The organism is Aquibaculum arenosum (assembly GCF_029222965.1).
Lineage (GTDB): Bacteria > Pseudomonadota > Alphaproteobacteria > Kiloniellales > DSM-21159 > Aquibaculum > Aquibaculum arenosum.
Map to the genome: position 1 here is coordinate 349,729 of NZ_JARHUD010000001.1, position 15,614 is coordinate 365,342.

Below are 15,614 nucleotides of genomic sequence, written 5' to 3' on the forward strand. Positions count from 1 at the left end.
CCGGGGCTCCCTACGCGTTCAGATGAAAAGCCTAACCCGATTTGCGGTGAGGCGCCAAGCGGCCTGTTCGGCAGCTCAGGACGCAAGTTCGCTTGCGGTTGCTGCTGGCGTCGATGCCGTGGGCGCGCTCAGGCTGTCCAGCGGCCAGCGCGGCCGGGCCGGGAAGTCCAGGCCGTCGACGGCACCCAGGCGGAATCGCTCCAGCCCCGCCCAGGCAATCATGGCGCCGTTGTCCGTGCAAAGCGCCATTGGGGGCGCGATCAGTTCGGTGCCCTGGGCTTGCGCCACATCAGAGAGGCGCGCGCGCAAGGTGGCATTGGCCGCAACCCCGCCGGCCACCACCAACGGCCCGCTCTGGCCGGTTTCCGCCTGGAAGCGGGCCAGCGCCCGGGCGGAACGGTCAGCGAGCACGTCCGCTACTGCCGCCTGGAAGGCTGCGGCCAAATCGGCCCTGTCCTGCGGGGTGACGGATTCCAGCTTGCCAAGGGCGTGCCGCACGGCGGTCTTCAAGCCGGAGAAGGAGAAGTCGCAGCCCGGGCGCCCCACCATGGGCCGGGGCAGCGCGATGCGCCGCGGATCACCGCTGCGCGCGCGGCGTTCCACGGCGGGGCCGCCGGGATAGCCCAGTTCAAGCAGCTTCGCCGTTTTGTCGAAGGCTTCGCCCACCGCGTCGTCTATGGTCCCGCCATAGCGGCGATAGCGTCCCACGCCCTCGACCGCCAGCAGCTGACAATGCCCGCCCGAGACCAGTAGCAGCAGGTAAGGGAAGGGCAGGTCGTGGGTGAGGCGGGCGGTCAGGGCATGGCCCTCCAGATGATTGACTGCCACGAAGGGCTTGCCGTGAACCGCGGCGATCGCCTTGGCGGTCATCATGCCAACCATGACCCCGCCAATAAGACCGGGACCGGTGGTTGCGGCAATGGCATCCAGATCGGCAAAGTCCACGCCGGCCTCGCGCAGGGCCTCGGCCACCAGGGCATCGATCCGCTCAAGATGACTGCGCGCGGCGATTTCCGGCACGACGCCGCCGTAGAGGCGGTGCTCTTCCAATTGCGTGAAGACCAGGTTCGCGCGCAGGCGTGCGCCGACATCCGCGTCGGAAACGACAGCGGCGGCGGTTTCGTCGCAGGAGGTTTCGATACCAAGGATCAGCATGATGCTTTGTGTAACATGGGGGCGGGCAGGAGACATGGCAAAAGCCGGCGAGGTCGGCATCGCCGCGGTTTGTGCATGGCAGGCAGTCGGCCTATAAGGGCGGCCTGTTTGACCGCTGTTTTTCCGGAGGCCTTCATGCCCCTGCTTCGTCTCGGTTCCCGCGGCAGTCCTCTGGCCTTGGCCCAGACGGAAGAGACCAAACGCCGCCTGGCGGAAGCGCACCCGGAACTTGCGGCGCCTGACGCCGTTGAGATCGTCGTGATCAAGACCACCGGTGACCGGGTTCAAGACCGTCCCCTGTCGGAGATTGGTGGCAAGGGGCTTTTCACCAAGGAGATCGAGGAGGCTCTGTTCGACTCGCGGATCGATGTGGCCGTGCATTCGATGAAGGACATGCCCACCTGGCCGCCGGAGTCACTGGAACTGGCCGCTTATCTCCCGCGTGAAGATCCGCGTGACGCTTTCTTCTCGCCGCACGGCCATCGAATTGTGGATCTGCCGCAGGGCGCGGTGGTTGGAACGTCGAGCCTCCGGCGGCAGAGCCAGGTCCTGGCACTGCGGCCGGATCTGCGCGTCGTCTCCCTGCGCGGCAATGTTGACACCCGGCTGCGCAAGCTGGCGGCGAAAGATATCGATGCAACGCTCCTGGCCCTGGCGGGCTTGCGTCGGCTGGGGCGGGACGACCGACCGCACAGTGTGCTGGAAACGGATGAAATGCTGCCGGCTGTCGGACAGGGCGCGATCGGCCTGCAATGTCGCAAGGCGGACGAGCGTACGCAGGCGTGGCTGCGCACTATTGACGACGAGCTAACGCGCCAGCGCGTCGAAGCGGAACGTGCCTGCCTTGCCGTGTTGGATGGTTCCTGCCGTACGCCTATCGCTGCCTTGGCGGAGTGTACGCAGGAGGGGGGTATGCGCCTGCGTGCACTGGTGGCCACACCCGACGGCGCCCGCGTCTGGCAGGGCGAGGAGACCGGATCGCAGCGAGACTTTCTGCGACTGGGTCAGAGCCTTGGGCAAAGGCTGCGCCTGGACGCGGGCGAAGAGTTCTTCGCCTCTTTGGCTTCCCACTGATGCGACTCTTGGTCACACGACCACGCGAGGATGCCGGCGAGACCTTGGCTGCCCTTGAGCGGCGTGGCCATCAGGGGCTGAGCGAGCCGCTGCTGCACCTGCACCGCCTCGCGGTGGAATGGCCGCCGCGTGCCGAGCTGCAGGCTCTCGTGATCACAAGCCGCAACGGGCTGCGGGGTTATCTGGCCGAGGTGCCCGACCGCAGTCTTCCGGTCTATGCCGTGGGGCCGGGCAGTGCCGAGGAGGCGCGCCGCGCCGGCTTTGCCGAGGTGCACGATGCCGACGGCGATGCCCACGCGCTCGCAGACCTGATCCGTCGCTCCTTGGATCCGCGAGACGGGGCGCTGTTGCACCCCTCGGGGCGCGATGTTGCGGACGGCTTGAGCGATCCTCTGCGCGCTAACGGTTTCGATCTGCGCCGCTGCGTTGTTTACGCAGCCGATGCTGTCGAAGCGCTATCGCATGATTGTGTCAGCGCCCTGGAAAGGGGTACGCTTGACGGCGCGTTGTTCTTTTCCCCTCGTACAGGTGCAACTTTTGCCGCCTTGATCGAGGGGGCGGGATTGCAGCAGGCTTGCAGTGCAATGACGGCGTACTGTTTGAGCGACGCTGTTGCGCAGACGGTGGTTTCAATGCCGTGGCACGCTATTCGTACAGCCGCGGCGCCGAACCAGGCGGCGTTGTTGAGTTTGCTGCCGGCACAGACAGAAGCGGAAGGGCGATCATGAGTGACGACCGGGACGAGACCGCAGGTGGCGAAGAGGGCGGCGGAAGCGCTGCGGAGCGGATAATCGCGCGCTTTGGCGGTATTCGTCCCATGGCGGCAAAGCTGGGTGTGGCCGTGTCCACCGTTCAGGGTTGGAAGATCCGCGGTCACATCCCGCCCGCCCGTCGATCTCAGATCGAGCAGGCGGCGGAAGATCAGGGGCTGGAACTGGAGGAAAGCGACCTCGAAGCAGCCTTCTCTTCCGGCGGTGATGCCGGTGACGAGGCGGAAGCGGATGCTGTCGCCCGGGAGTCCGACGCGGAAGCCGGCCACGGCGGCACCTCCCTGGAAACGGAACAGTCCGATGCCACGCCCTGGCGCAGTGTCGGAGAGGAGGCCGACAAGGCCTCGGAGCCTGGCGGAGCGACTGGAACCGCGGACGCACCGCCGGCGCGGACCAGCCCGCTTCCGGCCATGCTGTTGGGCGGGGTTCTGGTGGCTGCCGGCGCGGTGATTGTCATCCTGCTGAGCGATCTCTGGATGCCGCGGGATGAGCCGCCGGCGGCGGCAGCAGTCGAGGCACTGGAGCGGCGCATGGAGCGCCTCGAGGACCAGCGGGTCGAGGGTGAGGGCGCCAGCGAACTACAGCGCGCCATCGAGCAGGCGCGCAGTCGCCTGGAAGAGATGGACGGCCGCCTGGCCAATATCGAGGGCAGCGCCGGTGAGGGATCCGGCGAACTTGAGTCCCTGCGCACGGTGACCGAGCGCCTGTCGGAGCGTCTTGAAGGTGTGGAAACCACGCTCGGCGCCAATGACGAGGAGTCGCGGGTGGGCGCCCTGGAAGCACGGGTGCAGGAGTTGGCCGGTCGGATCGAGGAGGTGGCTGAGACGCCTACCGAGGCGGACGAGATCACCCAATCGCGATTGGACGCTCTCGACGGTCGCATCGAAGGGGCTGCCGGCCGGATTGAGGCACTCGAGGCACGCTTGCGCGATGCGCTCGACGAAGTGGCTGCCGCACGTGCGCGCGTCGGTGAGGAAACGGTGATCGCCCTGGCGGCGGGTCAGCTCCGCGAGGCCTTCCGCACCGGCCGGCCCTATTCCGAGGAGCTCGACGGTCTGCGCCGGCTTGCCGGCCAGGATGAAGACATTAAGGCCGTACTGGGACGCCTCGAGCAGCAGGCAGAGGCCGGTGTGCCCACCCTTGCTGCACTCCAGGCCAGCTATGCGGAGGCCGCCCGGCGCGCGGTCACCGCAGAGCGGGCGGAGGGGGCCGACAGCGAATGGCAGGGAATGCTCTGGGAGCGGGTTTCGGATCTCGTCTCCGTGCGCTCCGTGGGCGAGCCCGAAGGCAACGACGCGGAAGCCATTCTGGCCCGCGCCGAAAGCCGCCTGGAAGGTGGAGACGTTGCCGCAGCCCTGGGGGAGCTCGACGCCCTGGAGGGCGCGCCTGCCGAAGCGATGAGTGCCTGGCGCGCACGCGCCGAACGTCGTCTGGAGGCCGAGGCGGCCCTGGGGGAACTGGGGCGCGTCTCCCTGAATCGCCTGAGCGGCGGGGAGGGCTGAGGCCATGTGGCGCGGCATCTTCTTCTTCATCAAGCTGGCGATCCTGGTCGCCATTGCCGTCTGGCTCGCGAACAACCCCGGTCAAGTCGCCTTCGAATGGCTTGGATACCGAATCGACACCAGCATGGCGCTGCTCGTCCTGGCTTTGGCCGTGCTGGCAGTGGTGGTCATCCTGCTCTATCGCCTGTTCCGGGGCATTTTCGGGGCACCGGGCGGCGTGCGGCGCGGCTTTGGTCGCCGCCGGCAGCGCCGCGGCCAGGAGGCTCTGACTCAGGGTCTGGTCGCTGTGCATGTCGGCGACACCAAGGGAGCGGAGCGCTGGTCACGCAAGGCCGCGGACCTACTGGAGCCGCAGCCGGTCCTGAAGCTTCTCCAAGCTCAGACTGCGCAGCTTTCTGGTGACGAGAGCACGGCGCGCAAACACTACACAGAGATGCTCCAGGCCGAAGAGACGCGGGTTCTGGGCTTGCGAGGCTTGACCATGCTGGCCCTGCGCGAGGGTAACGAAGCCGAGGCGCGGGAGCATCTGGATCGGGCGCGCGCCCTGCAGCCCGATGCGCCCTGGGTTCTGGGCAACCTCTTCGAACTCAGCGAGAAGAGCGGCGACCTGCCGACGGCGGAAGCGGTCATGCTGGAGAGCGAGCGCCAGGGTGTGCTGCCCAAGCCGGAGGCTCAGCGCAAGCGTGCCGTGGTGATCTACGAGCGCGCGGAAGCCGCGCTGGTGGAAGGCGACAAGGAGACGGCCGAGAGCAAGGCCCGTGCCGCGGCCAAGCTGGAGCCGAGCCTGGTTGCTGCGACGCTGCTTCAGGTGCGCCTGCTTGCGGAGCGCGGTCGTAAGCGCAAGGCTGAGAAGCTGCTTGAGGAAGCCTGGCAGCGTGCGCCTCATCCGGACCTGGCGGATGCCTGGCTGGAGCTCAATGGCGATGTCGCACCCCTGGATCTGGCAAAGCGGGCCGCTGCCTTCGTGCAGGGGCGCAGCGAGGAGCGCGAAAGCCGGATCCTGCTGGCACGGGTCGATCTGCGTGCCGAGCTTTGGGGTGAAGCGCGTCGCCATCTGACTGCCTTGAGTGCGGAATCCCCTCCCGAACAGCGGGTCTGCCGCTTGATGGCGGAGATCGAGGAGGGGGAACATGACGAGGCGGCGGGCAAGGAGTGGCTGCGGCGCGCAACTGTGGCGGTTCCAGATCCGGCTTGGCTCTGCGAGACCTGCGGTGCCATTTCCCCCAGCTGGACGCCCCACTGCGGCGCCTGCGGCAGCCTGGATAGCCTGCGCTGGCGCACGCCGCCGCATCTGGCGCCTTCGGTCCCGGCCGTTGTGGAGGCGGTCGAGGCAGAGACCGTCGACCTGGACGAAGAGGAAAGCTCTCCCAGTCCGGCTGCTGCCTGACCGGAGCTCGGGAGCGTCTCAGGCGGGGTGCCCACCCTGAGACGCTGCCGGCACGGCGAGGGACGTCGGTGCCTCTTGATCCCTCGCAGGATTGTCGAGCAGCGTTGCCAGGGTGGTGCTGTCCAGAACCGCTGTCGTGGCAGCGTGGGCCTTGGCGAAGACCCGGCGCATTCCGCAGCGCGCCTCATCGGGGCAGTCGCTGCAGCGGCGATAGGCGGTGCGGCTGAGGCAGGGCAGGGGCGCCATTGGCCCGTCGATTCCCCGCACCACCTGACCGAAGGTGATCTCCTCCGGGCGTTTTAGCAGGCCGTAGCCGCCACCGCGGCCGCGCCGACTGTAAACAAGACCTTGGTGCTTGAGGTCGAGCAGGATCTGCTCAAGGAACTTATGCGGAATGCGTTCGCCGGCCGCGATCTCCGAGATCATCACTGTCTGCTGCGCGGGCAGGCGCGCCAGCGCCATAAGGGCACGCAAGGCATAGCGCGCCTTCTGCGACATCATTCCGCGTCAATCCGATCCATCTTCAGAGTGTTGGGGGCAGAGCCTAACATCTATGCCGTGAAGGTCACCCTTTTTAACGCGAGCTATCCGCCGCGAGTTCGGCCTGCCTGGCCCGCCAGCGGCGCCAAAGCAAATAGCCGCCCCAGACCAGCAGCGCCTCCACCAGCACGACGCCGAGCAGCACCGGCAGGGCCAAGCCATCTTCGCCCAGCGGACTGGCTTCCAACAGATAGCCAGCCAAAACGAAAGCCCCGTTCCAGCCGAGGATTCCGATGACGGTGGGCAACAGCACGCCCTTGGCCGGCACGCGAAGCACGCCGGCGGGGAAGGTGGCAAAGATACGCACAGTGGGCACAAGCTGCGTCAGCGCCAGCAGCAGCCGGCTGTGTCTACGGTATCCGCGGGCAGCTTGATCGTAGGCCCGTGGCGTCAAGCCCAGCCAGCGACCGCGTCGTGCGATGAAGTTGTCCACGCGATCCGGCCCGACGGCGTGGCCCAGAGCATACCAGCCCAGGCTTCCGAGGAAGGAGCCGAGCACGCTGGCAAAAATAGCGGCCTCAACGCCATAGGCACCTTCCGCGGCGGCGATGCCGCCCAGTGCGAGAACCGCGTAGGATGGCAGGATAGGCAGGAAGCGCTCACTCGCCATCACGGCGACCAGGGCAATCAGGCCGCCTACCTCCAGCCAGTGTATGAGAAAGGCTTCCAAGGTCGGGATTCCGCGCAGCGGCCGCTTGCGGCCTTTGAAGTTGATTCTTTAAGCCAAAGGCGCAGGGCCGGACAACGCACCCAGGCGCAGATCAGCCTTGCGCTTCCTCCATCTTGCGGGCAGCCAGGCGTTGTACCATCGCCCGCTTCGGCTCCCACACTTCGCCCTGCTCGTAGGCCACGACCTGGAGCTGTTGGCGCACAGCCTCCAGCAGCTCGCCCGGCGCCAGCAGGAAATTAGGGTTGCTGGGGCGCCCGAACCGCTCGTTGCCCTGGGCGAAGGTCTCGTAGAGCAGGAGCCCGCCGGATGAGAGCAGGTCCGGCAGCCGCGGCAACAAAGGCCGATGCAGATAGTTCGTGACGATGACGCAGTCGAAACGCCGCCCCTCAAGCGGGAAAGGCGAACCATTTTCCAGATCGGCCTCGATCATCTCGACATCGGGCAGATGCGCCAGATCGGCAAGCGGACTGATATCCCGGTCCACGCCGGTCACGGGATGGCCCATGGCGCGCAGCAGTCGCAGATGTCGACCGCTGCCGCAGGCGAGATCGAGCACGGCCCCGCCCGGCGGAATCAGCGGGGCAAAGCGACAGACCCAGGCGGAAGGCCGGGGCAAACCCGGGGCGTGATCTTTACTTGTTGCCATGGCAATGCCATTTAGCAGTCAGTGCAACCTCTTACGCAACACCTGTGATGATCCGCTACGCCCTCTCCTGTGACAACGATCATGGCTTTGATTCCTGGTTTCGCAATTCCGAAGCCTTCGACACGCTTTCAGCCAGCGGCAACATTGCCTGTCCGCACTGTGGTTCGACCGCGGTGAGCAAGGCTCTGATGGCGCCGCGCGTGGGCAAGGAGGTGGTCGAACTGCAGCAACCGCTAGCCAACGCGCCCCAGGCGCCGGATGAGGCGCAGGTCGAGCAAGCGTCGCCGAACAGCCAAGCCGTCATGGCGCAGGCGGAGCAGTTGCGCCGGATGCTGCAGGCCATGCGCCGCAAGGTGGAAGAAAGCTGTGATTATGTCGGCGGCGAGTTTGCCGAGGAGGCCCGGCGCATCCACTACGGTGAGAGCGCGCAGCGCGGCATCTACGGCGAAACCTCCAGAGAGGAAGCCGAGGCCCTGGCGGACGAAGGCATCGACTTCGCACGCATCCCCTGGGTGCCGCGTGAGGACGCCTGAGCCCGTCTCGCGCTAGGCGGTCTTTTTCGCGGCCGGTGCCTTCTTCTTCGCCGTGGTCTTGGTCGCGGCAGTCTTTTTGGCTGGTGCCTTTTTGGCCGGCGCTTTCTTTGCGGTGCTTGCTGTGCGTTTGCCTGCGGGAGCCTTGGCCGCCTTTGCGGCGATCAGGGGCAGGGCTTCCTCCAGCGTGACCGCTTGCGGATCGCTGTCCTTGGGCAGGGTGGCGTTGATCTTGCCGTGCTTCACATAGGGGCCGTAGCGTCCCGAGTGGACAGTCACCTCGCCCCCATCGGGGTGATCGCCCAGCGTCTTGAGCGCACCGCCACCGCGTTCCACCTTCTGTGCCAGAAGGTCCACCGCCCGATTGAGCCCGATATTGAGCACGTCCTCGTCGGCCGGGATCGATTTGTAGGTCTTGCCCTTGCGCACATAGGGGCCGAAGCGTCCGATGCCGGCGGTGACCTCCTCGCCCTCGTGCTGGCCCAGTGTGCGTGGCAGGGAGAGCAACGCCAGGGCGCGTTCCAGGTCGACCTGGTCCGGCGGCAGGGTCTTGGGCAGCGAGGAGCGCTTGGGCTTCTCGCCCTTTGCCGCGGCTTCGCCCAGTTGCACGTACAGTCCATAAGGGCCCTTGCGCAGGGTCACTTCGAGGCCGCTTTCGGGGTCGAGGCCCAGCTTGCGCGGTTCGGCGGCAAGATCACCGCCTTCGCCATCGGCTTGCGCCAGCGGCCGAGTGTAGCGGCAATCGGGGTAGTTCGAGCAGCCGATGAAGCCGCCGGTCTTGCCGATGCGCAGACCCAGGCGCCCCTCGTTGCAGGAAGGGCAGAGCCTCGGGTCCTTGTCCGGGTTCTCCGCATCGACCGGGAAGAAGTGCGGGCCGAGGTCCCGGTCCAGCGCATCAATCACTTCGGCGATGCGCAGCCCCTTTGTCTCCTCGACCGCAGTGGAGAAGGCGCTCCAGAAGCGGCGCAGCACCTCTTTCCAGTCTTCGCGGCCGCCCGAAATGTCGTCGAGCTGGTCCTCGAGCTGGGCAGTAAAATCGTATTCCACGTAGCGCTGGAAGAAGGCCTGCAGGAAGGCAGTGACCATGCGGCCGCGGTCTTCCGGAATGAAGCGCTTCTTTTCCAGGCGCACGTAGTCGCGATCCTGCAGCACCTGGAGGATCGAGGCATAGGTGGAGGGCCGGCCGATGCCGAGCTCTTCCAGCTTCTTCACCAGGCTCGCCTCGGAATAGCGCGGCGGCGGCTGGGTGAAATGCTGCTCGGTCAGCACGTCGCGCAGATGCAGGTCCTGACCTTCCTCGAGCTTGGGCAGGCGCGCCTGGTTCTCGTCCTCGCTGTCCTCATCGCGGCCTTCCTGATAGAGCTTCAGGAAGCCGTCGAAGAGCGGGATCTGACCGGTGGCGCGCAGGCGGGTGCGGCCATCGCCGACAGCGATATCCACGGACACCTGCTCGAAGCGGGCGCTTTCCATCTGGCTCGCCAAGGCGCGCAGGTAGATGAGTTCATAGAGCCGGGCCTCGTCCTGAGGCAGGAACCGTCGCATTTGCTCGGGCGTGCGGCGGAAATCCGTCGGGCGTACGGGCTCGTGGGCCTCCTGCGCGTTCTTGGCCTTCGACTTGTAGTGGCGTGGCGCGCTGGGAAGATAGGTGTCGCCGTACTGCTCGCTCACCATCTGCCGGGCCAGGGAAATGGCCTCGTTGGACATGGCGACGCCGTCGGTCCGCATATAGGTGATGAGCCCGACCGTCTCGCCGTTGATCTCGTGCCCCTCGTAGAGCTGCTGTGCCAGGCGCATGGTGCGGGTGGCACCCAGCCCCAGCTTGCGCGAGGCTTCCTGCTGCAGGGTCGAGGTGGTGAAGGGGGGCTGCGGATGGCGGCGGACCTGCTTGCGGTCCACCGAGGCCACACGATAGGTGCCGGCAGCGCGCACCACCTCCTCCGCATGGCGAGCGGCACCCTCGTTGCCCAGGGACAGCCGCTCGATCTTCTCGCCCTCGAGCTGTGCCAGGCGCGCCTTGAAGCGACCCTGTCCGACGGCTTCCAGCTCCGCCGCAAGCGACCAATACTCCTGCGGCCGGAAGATCTCGATCTCCGACTCCCGCTCGCAGATCAGGCGCAGCGCCACGGACTGCACGCGGCCGGCAGAGCGGCTGCCCGGCAGCTTGCGCCAGAGCACGGGCGACAGCGTGAAGCCAACCAGGTAGTCCAGCGCGCGGCGGGCCAGATAGGCGTCGATCAGCTCGCGGTTCAACTCGCGTGGATGCTTGAAGGCCTCGATCACCGCGGATTTTGTGATCTCGTTGAAAACGACGCGCTTGACCGGCGTGCCCTTCTTTAGCGCCTTGCGTCGCTGCAGTTCCTCGACGATGTGCCAAGAAATCGCTTCGCCTTCGCGATCCGGGTCAGTGGCGAGATAGAGCTGGTCGGCCTGCTTTACGGCACGGGCGATGTCGCGCAGGCGCTTCTCGCCGCGCTCATCGACGCTCCAGGCCATGTCGAAATCCGCCTCGGGATTGACCGAGCCATCCTTCGAGGGCAGGTCGCGGACGTGACCATAGCTGGCCAGGACCTCGAAGTCCTTGCCCAGGTACTTGTTGATGGTCTTGGCCTTGGCGGGGGATTCGACAACGACGACGTGCATGCGGTTTTACTGCGCTATCCAGAAGCAGGGGCGTCCGGATTGCGCGCCGGACGGCCGTTAGCCAGGCTCGGCGGCCAATGCCACACGGTTGCCCGGACGACGTTCGATCAAGCCGGCAAGCTCCATCTCCAAGAGCGCAAGGCTGACCGTCGGTCCGGAGAATTGGCACTGGCGAAGGAGTTCGTCAACCGATACCGCGGTGGGAGACAGCAGCTCACGCAGCTCCCGGTGTGCTGCATCGGCTGCATTCTTGTCGGTCTCTTCGAGCTCCGGCAGCTCGAAGTTGACCGGCGGGGCTTCACGCAGCGGTGTGAGTGGGCCGGCCAGCGCCTGGAGCACGTCGTCTGCAGTTTCGACCAAAGTGGCCCCCTGGCGCAGCAGGTCATTGCAGCCGCGGGCGCGGGGATCGAGCGGAGAACCGGGCACCGCAAGGACCTCGCGACCCTGCTCGGCGGCCAGGCGGGCGGTGATCAGGGAGCCGGAGCGAGGGGCCGCCTCCACTACGAGCACGCCACGGCTCAGCCCGGAGATGATGCGATTGCGCCGCGGAAAGTGACGGGCCTGTGGCTCGGTGCCGGGGGCCAGCTCCGCCAGAAGAAGCCCCTGATCGGCAATGGCCTGATGCAGCGCCTCGTTCTGCGGCGGATAGATGCAGTCGATGCCGCCGGCGAGGACGGCAGCGGTGCCATCATCAAGCGCACCTTCATGCGCGGCCGCGTCGATGCCACGCGCCAACCCCGATATGATCAGCAGCCCTTCTGCTGCCAGATCTCGAGCAAGGTGCCGCGCTAGGCTGCGCCCGCTGCTGGAGGCATTGCGGGCGCCCACAACGGCCAGTGCCGGACGGTCCAGCAGATCGCGCCGGCCTTGCAGTGAAAGTGTCGGCGGTGCGTCGCTCACGGCAGCAAGCGGCGGTGGAAAGTCGCCATCGCCGTAGATCAAGAGCTGCGCCCCGATCTCGGCCAGTCGCTCCATCTCTCGTGTTGCTGCCTCGCGGCGGCAGAGCCGAACCGGTCGCCGCCGGCCGCCGCGCCGTGCCAGTTCTGGCAGCGCCTCCAGCGCGGCGTCGGCGCTGCCATAGCGCTGGAGCAACTGCCGGAAGGTCACCGGGCCCACATTCTCCGTACGCGCCAGCTGCAGGCGCGCCAGGCGCTCCGCCTCGGAGAGGCCGCATGCCGTTGTAATCGCCATCATGCAACTCTTAACAGAAAATGCAACTCGGTCAAGTCGCTCTGGGAGAACGTGGGTTGCCTAGAGGTCCAGAGGCTCGGTCCAGCCGGTTTCTTCGAGAAACCAGACCGCGTGCCACCTGCCGGCCTCGTTGCAGTTCAGCAGAAGGAAGTTGCGCTGGGCGGCGTAGATTTTGCTTCGCCCCGGCAAGGGATGCAGCGAGATCGGGCGACCTGGCAATGGCGTTTCGCCGAAGCTGGCCAGCAGTCCCAGCGCGCGCGCATAGGCTTTTGGCGGTGGCGGATGAGCGATGCCAGAAGCGACCAACTGGTGCAGCGCGCCATGCTCCAAGCGCATCTCGGCCCGGGTTGCCAGATGGATCTCCCCCGAAAGGAGGGTTATGTGCTGTCGGCGCAGGTTGATCTGCTGCTCCAGAAACGAGAGGAAACGGATCCATTCGCTGCGATGATGGCGGCTTTGCCACTGGTCGCGCAGGTCGTCCTCGTACTGGCGCAACTTCGGAACGAAGCCAATGCAGGCCTCGACCCAGGAGAGGCGCGGGCCCAGGGCGGGAACGCTGGAAAGCATCAAAATGCGCCGGTCGTCCGGCTCGGCTTCCAGGGCGTTGCGGAAGCCCTGCCACCCGGGTGCGCCCATCACCTGATTGGGGCGCCTTTCGGAGCGCAGGTCGGGCGCAATGACCGTGAAGTCCGGGTAACGGAAAACCCAACCCAGAGAAGCGCCACTGGGGTCGAGGGCGCCTGGCGGTTCATCCTCGGGCCGCATGCCCAGCTGCAACAGGCAATAGGCCTGCCGAGCCGCCTGGAAAACGCCGGCGCCCACGGGGCAGTCGAGCACCTCCTCGGGGTGGCTGCCCCAGCCGTCGAAGATGTCGTGATCGTCCCAGATCATCAGCGAGGGCACCCGCGCCAGCAACCAGGCTGTGGGCGGCTGCGCGTAGACCTGGCAATAGCGCTCAATGTAGAACTCGCAGGCGGCCGCACGCATTTCTTCGGTGAAGTCCATGCCGAGCTGTTCGCGCCGGCCCGCTTCCGTCCAGCGCTTGAGCGCAGCATGCGCTTCCCACACAGGATCGGCGTAGAGCTGATCGCCACCGTGCAGCATGAGGTGGAAGGGCGCGGCTTCGTGCTCTTCGCGCAGCCGATACCAGAGCGCGTTTCTCTCGCCCTCGGGGCGCAGCAGGTCGCCGTCCTCCTGACCGTTGCAGGATACGAATGCCACCCGGGTTTGGGGCGTGTCCGTCACGGCCACCTCAAAAGTCTCGGGTCCCAACTGGTAGTGCGACTGCTGCGGTGACAGCGCGAAATCGTAACGCCAGATCGTGCGCTGCCGGCTGTCTGAAAGGCGAAGCGGCTCTACCGCCTGGCCGCTGGCAGGGGTCAGAGGCAGGGGGGCTTGATCACGTGCGGTGATCAGCAGTGCGGAGAGGCGGTGCTTGCCCTCCTCGAAGCCGCGGGCCAGCAGAATGGGACCGACGATTTCCTGCGTCATTCGGCAAGCCTTGTGCCGTGAAGGGGGAGGGGAACTTGACCGCGGTCAGGAGAATTGGTCTGGGAGAGCTTCAAAAGGAGGTGAGTGTTCATGCCGGCAAAATCAAAGGCTCAACAGAAGGCGGCGGGTGCGGCCCTGGCGGCGAAGCGAGGGGAGCAAAACCCAAAGGACCTGCAAGGCGCTTCCAAAGAGATGTATGACTCGATGAGCGAGAAGGAACTCGACGACATGGCGTCCACCAAGCGCAAGGGCAAGCCGGAGCACGCGTCGAAAGAGTGACTTTTTCAGACTGAAGCCTTGCGACCCGAGGTGGCTCAGGGTTTCTGCTCCGGTTTCCGCTGCCCGATGCGTGGTTCATCGCCCCGCAGCAGCCGGCGGATGTTGTCGGCGTGGCGCAGCCAAGCGAGGATCGCCAGGATCCCTGCGAACTCCACCAGTTGCAGATCGCCCAGCAGCCACCAAGCCAATGCTGGGGCTGCGGCCAGAGAGAGCAGAGCGGCGAGCGAGGAATAACGCGTCACCGCGGCCACCAGCAGCCAGGCACCGCAGGTGGCGAGGCCCAATGGCCAGGCGATGGCGAGCAGGGTGCCGAGTGTTGTGGCAACGCCCTTTCCCCCCTTGAAGCGCAGCCAGATCGGGAAGAGGTGCCCCACCACAGCCGCCAGACCGGCGCTGAGCGCCATGTCCGGGCCCCAGCAGCCGGCGACCAGCACCGCCAGCGCTCCTTTGCCACCATCGAGCAGCAAGGTGGCGGCCGCCAGGTCCTTGCGGCCGGTGCGCAGAACGTTGGTGGCGCCGATGTTGCCGGAACCGATGCGGCGCAGATCCCCGGCGCCGGTGAGGCGGGTCAGAAGCAGCCCAAAGGGGATGGCGCCAAGCAGATAGCCGGCCACCGCGGCGGTCAGGAGATAGGGCCAGGAGAAGGCCCAGGAAATGGGGTCCGGCATCGCGCGTCGCTTTGCTGCCTTTGGTCAGGCCTGTGATGGCGCTTGCCGGGCCCCGGCGTCAAGGTGCGGAAGTCGCTCTCCTACTCCGTGAGGCTGACCGCCGTCAGTTCCGGATCAAGACTTCGCGGATCTCCGCGGGCAAAGCACCGACGGGTTCGCCGATCAGCCGGGGCTTCTCGCCGCTGGACTTGAGCGCACCCAGCAGGCTGCCGGTCTGACGGTGGATGGCAAAGGCGCCGTAATCTGTGTTGCACATGTGCGGCCTGCAGCCCGATCCCACGATCCAGTCACCATCCGCTTCCATTCCCCCGCTCCCCACGATGGTCGAGTTGCGCAACTGATCCAGGTCGTCCCAGCCAAAGGCGGCGATGAGATCGGCTTCCGTTTCGGCCGCGGTCAGGAACTCGTGCATGCTTTCGCCGATCCAGGCATCAGGATTGCCGGCGGCTGCCTTCGCGATGTCGGACTCTTCAAGTCCCAGGACGCGGCGCGTGATGGTCTTCCCATCGTAGTCGAAGGCGACATTGCCCTCGCTTGCGTTGTAGGAGTTCATGGTCACGGTGAGGATGCCATCGGCGTGGGTGACCTCGCCACCTTCCGCACAGGTGCCGAAAGTCTCGCTGAGACGGACGTTTCCTGCCGAGGTGTCCAGCCAGGCGAAAGTCGTCGGGCAAGCGACCCCGCCGCTGGAGATGGACACAAGGATGTAGTTGCCGACGCGGGTCGAAAGATACGACCTGGAGTAAGTATTTAAGGGAATGACCTGGTTGCCGATGGCGACCATATAACCTTCGCCCTCAAGTTCGATGATCTGCGCCCGGCCCGATGGCGTGTCGTAGGCCTGGAACGCCCAGGCGCTTGGCATGGCGAGCAAAGCCGCGAACAGCGAGAGGGCGAAGAGAGTAGGGCGCATGGGTCCGCTCCGGGGCATGGTTCGTTCAAGAGGCGAACAGGAGGCCCTATCATTCCGCATATCTAGAGGCGACACAACCCTGAGAAGTATCCTGTGAAACGGAATCGCCAATGTCTGTGGGACAGGGGGGTGGGCGGGGGACCAGAGTGCCGGCCAGG

General features: G+C 66.2%; 15 protein-coding genes. 6 read left to right on the forward strand and 9 right to left on the reverse strand.

Features of this window, described 5'->3' with window-relative positions:
* Positions 1-75 precede the first annotated feature (75 nt).
* Positions 76-1,155 (reverse strand): tRNA (adenosine(37)-N6)-threonylcarbamoyltransferase complex transferase subunit TsaD, encoded by a 1,080-nt coding sequence (gene tsaD, locus P2G67_RS01615; RefSeq protein ID WP_275819351.1) that lies wholly within the window; start codon positions 1,153-1,155, stop codon positions 76-78.
* A gap of 135 nt (positions 1,156-1,290) precedes the next feature.
* Here tsaD and hemC point away from each other — a divergent pair, with 135 nt between their 5' ends.
* Genes hemC through P2G67_RS01635 form a run of 4 tightly spaced genes read left to right on the forward strand, consistent with a single transcriptional unit; the run spans position 1,291 to position 5,888 of the window.
* Positions 1,291-2,229 carry a hydroxymethylbilane synthase gene (gene hemC, locus P2G67_RS01620; RefSeq protein ID WP_275819353.1) on the forward strand — a complete coding sequence of 313 codons (939 nt, stop codon included), beginning with the start codon at positions 1,291-1,293 and terminating at the stop codon, positions 2,227-2,229.
* Positions 2,229-2,957 (forward strand): uroporphyrinogen-III synthase, encoded by a 729-nt coding sequence (locus P2G67_RS01625; RefSeq protein WP_275819355.1) that lies wholly within the window; start codon positions 2,229-2,231, stop codon positions 2,955-2,957. The genes hemC and P2G67_RS01625 overlap by 1 nt, the downstream gene beginning before the upstream one ends.
* Complete coding sequence (locus P2G67_RS01630; RefSeq protein WP_275819357.1) at positions 2,954-4,501, forward strand: carph-isopro domain-containing protein; 1,548 nt, start codon at positions 2,954-2,956, stop codon at positions 4,499-4,501. Before P2G67_RS01625 ends, P2G67_RS01630 begins: the two co-directional genes overlap by 4 nt.
* A 4-nt stretch (positions 4,502-4,505) precedes the next feature.
* Complete coding sequence (locus P2G67_RS01635; protein ID WP_275819359.1) at positions 4,506-5,888, forward strand: heme biosynthesis protein HemY; 1,383 nt, start codon at positions 4,506-4,508, stop codon at positions 5,886-5,888.
* Positions 5,889-5,906: 18 nt separating this feature from the next.
* Here the strand turns inward: P2G67_RS01635 and P2G67_RS01640 are convergent, their stop codons facing one another.
* The 3 genes from P2G67_RS01640 to P2G67_RS01650 form a co-directional block, all read right to left on the reverse strand.
* On the reverse strand, positions 5,907-6,389 hold the full coding sequence (locus P2G67_RS01640) for an RrF2 family transcriptional regulator (RefSeq protein WP_275819361.1): 483 nt from the start codon (positions 6,387-6,389) through the stop codon (positions 5,907-5,909).
* Between the two features lie 73 nt (positions 6,390-6,462).
* A complete protein-coding gene (locus P2G67_RS01645; RefSeq protein ID WP_275819363.1) occupies positions 6,463-7,098 on the reverse strand; it encodes a DedA family protein in 636 nt (211 codons plus the stop codon).
* 91 nt (positions 7,099-7,189) lie between these two features.
* A complete protein-coding gene (locus P2G67_RS01650; RefSeq protein WP_275819365.1) occupies positions 7,190-7,744 on the reverse strand; it encodes a class I SAM-dependent methyltransferase in 555 nt (184 codons plus the stop codon).
* A gap of 47 nt (positions 7,745-7,791) precedes the next feature.
* Between P2G67_RS01650 and P2G67_RS01655 the strand changes: the two genes are divergently transcribed.
* Positions 7,792-8,277, forward strand: coding sequence for a DUF1178 family protein (locus tag P2G67_RS01655; protein ID WP_275819368.1), 486 nt, complete (start codon positions 7,792-7,794; stop codon positions 8,275-8,277).
* Between the two features lie 12 nt (positions 8,278-8,289).
* Here the strand turns inward: P2G67_RS01655 and topA are convergent, their stop codons facing one another.
* From topA to P2G67_RS01670, 3 genes are read right to left on the reverse strand one after another with little or no spacing between them, the layout of a single operon-like run.
* Positions 8,290-10,914, reverse strand: coding sequence for a type I DNA topoisomerase (gene topA, locus P2G67_RS01660; protein ID WP_275819370.1), 2,625 nt, complete (start codon positions 10,912-10,914; stop codon positions 8,290-8,292).
* Positions 10,915-10,971: 57 nt separating this feature from the next.
* On the reverse strand, positions 10,972-12,105 hold the full coding sequence (gene dprA, locus P2G67_RS01665) for a DNA-processing protein DprA (protein WP_322099619.1): 1,134 nt from the start codon (positions 12,103-12,105) through the stop codon (positions 10,972-10,974).
* Positions 12,106-12,165: 60 nt separating this feature from the next.
* Positions 12,166-13,596 (reverse strand): alkaline phosphatase D family protein, encoded by a 1,431-nt coding sequence (locus P2G67_RS01670; protein ID WP_275819374.1) that lies wholly within the window; start codon positions 13,594-13,596, stop codon positions 12,166-12,168.
* A gap of 90 nt (positions 13,597-13,686) precedes the next feature.
* Here P2G67_RS01670 and P2G67_RS01675 point away from each other — a divergent pair, with 90 nt between their 5' ends.
* Positions 13,687-13,875, forward strand: a complete 189-nt coding sequence (locus P2G67_RS01675) for a DUF3008 family protein (protein ID WP_275819376.1) — start codon at positions 13,687-13,689, stop codon at positions 13,873-13,875.
* A gap of 35 nt (positions 13,876-13,910) precedes the next feature.
* On the opposite strand, the gene plsY is transcribed toward P2G67_RS01675, so the two are convergent.
* Complete coding sequence (gene plsY / locus P2G67_RS01680; protein WP_275819378.1) at positions 13,911-14,543, reverse strand: glycerol-3-phosphate 1-O-acyltransferase PlsY; 633 nt, start codon at positions 14,541-14,543, stop codon at positions 13,911-13,913.
* Between the two features lie 103 nt (positions 14,544-14,646).
* Positions 14,647-15,456: an Ivy family c-type lysozyme inhibitor gene (locus P2G67_RS01685; protein WP_275819380.1), complete on the reverse strand. Its 810-nt coding sequence runs from the start codon at positions 15,454-15,456 to the stop codon at positions 14,647-14,649.
* Positions 15,457-15,614: the final 158 nt, after the last annotated feature.

Excerpts from the sequence above, each read along its gene's own strand:
- P2G67_RS01625 (WP_275819355.1), top strand. The coding sequence starts at position 2,229 with ATGCGACTCTTGGTCACACGACCACGCGAGGATGCCGGCGAGACCTTG.
- P2G67_RS01640 (WP_275819361.1), bottom strand. The coding sequence starts at position 6,389 with ATGATGTCGCAGAAGGCGCGCTATGCCTTGCGTGCCCTTATGGCGCTG.
- P2G67_RS01655 (WP_275819368.1), top strand. The coding sequence starts at position 7,792 with ATGATCCGCTACGCCCTCTCCTGTGACAACGATCATGGCTTTGATTCC.
- topA (WP_275819370.1), bottom strand. The coding sequence starts at position 10,914 with ATGCACGTCGTCGTTGTCGAATCCCCCGCCAAGGCCAAGACCATCAAC.
- plsY (WP_275819378.1), bottom strand. The coding sequence starts at position 14,543 with ATGCCGGACCCCATTTCCTGGGCCTTCTCCTGGCCCTATCTCCTGACC.
- hemC (WP_275819353.1), top strand. The coding sequence starts at position 1,291 with ATGCCCCTGCTTCGTCTCGGTTCCCGCGGCAGTCCTCTGGCCTTGGCC.
- tsaD (WP_275819351.1), bottom strand. The coding sequence starts at position 1,155 with ATGCTGATCCTTGGTATCGAAACCTCCTGCGACGAAACCGCCGCCGCT.
- P2G67_RS01650 (WP_275819365.1), bottom strand. The coding sequence starts at position 7,744 with ATGGCAACAAGTAAAGATCACGCCCCGGGTTTGCCCCGGCCTTCCGCC.
- dprA (WP_322099619.1), bottom strand. The coding sequence starts at position 12,105 with ATGGCGATTACAACGGCATGCGGCCTCTCCGAGGCGGAGCGCCTGGCG.
- P2G67_RS01685 (WP_275819380.1), bottom strand. The coding sequence starts at position 15,456 with ATGCGCCCTACTCTCTTCGCCCTCTCGCTGTTCGCGGCTTTGCTCGCC.
- P2G67_RS01635 (WP_275819359.1), top strand. The coding sequence starts at position 4,506 with ATGTGGCGCGGCATCTTCTTCTTCATCAAGCTGGCGATCCTGGTCGCC.
- P2G67_RS01670 (WP_275819374.1), bottom strand. The coding sequence starts at position 13,596 with ATGACGCAGGAAATCGTCGGTCCCATTCTGCTGGCCCGCGGCTTCGAG.
- P2G67_RS01675 (WP_275819376.1), top strand. The coding sequence starts at position 13,687 with ATGCCGGCAAAATCAAAGGCTCAACAGAAGGCGGCGGGTGCGGCCCTG.
- P2G67_RS01630 (WP_275819357.1), top strand. The coding sequence starts at position 2,954 with ATGAGTGACGACCGGGACGAGACCGCAGGTGGCGAAGAGGGCGGCGGA.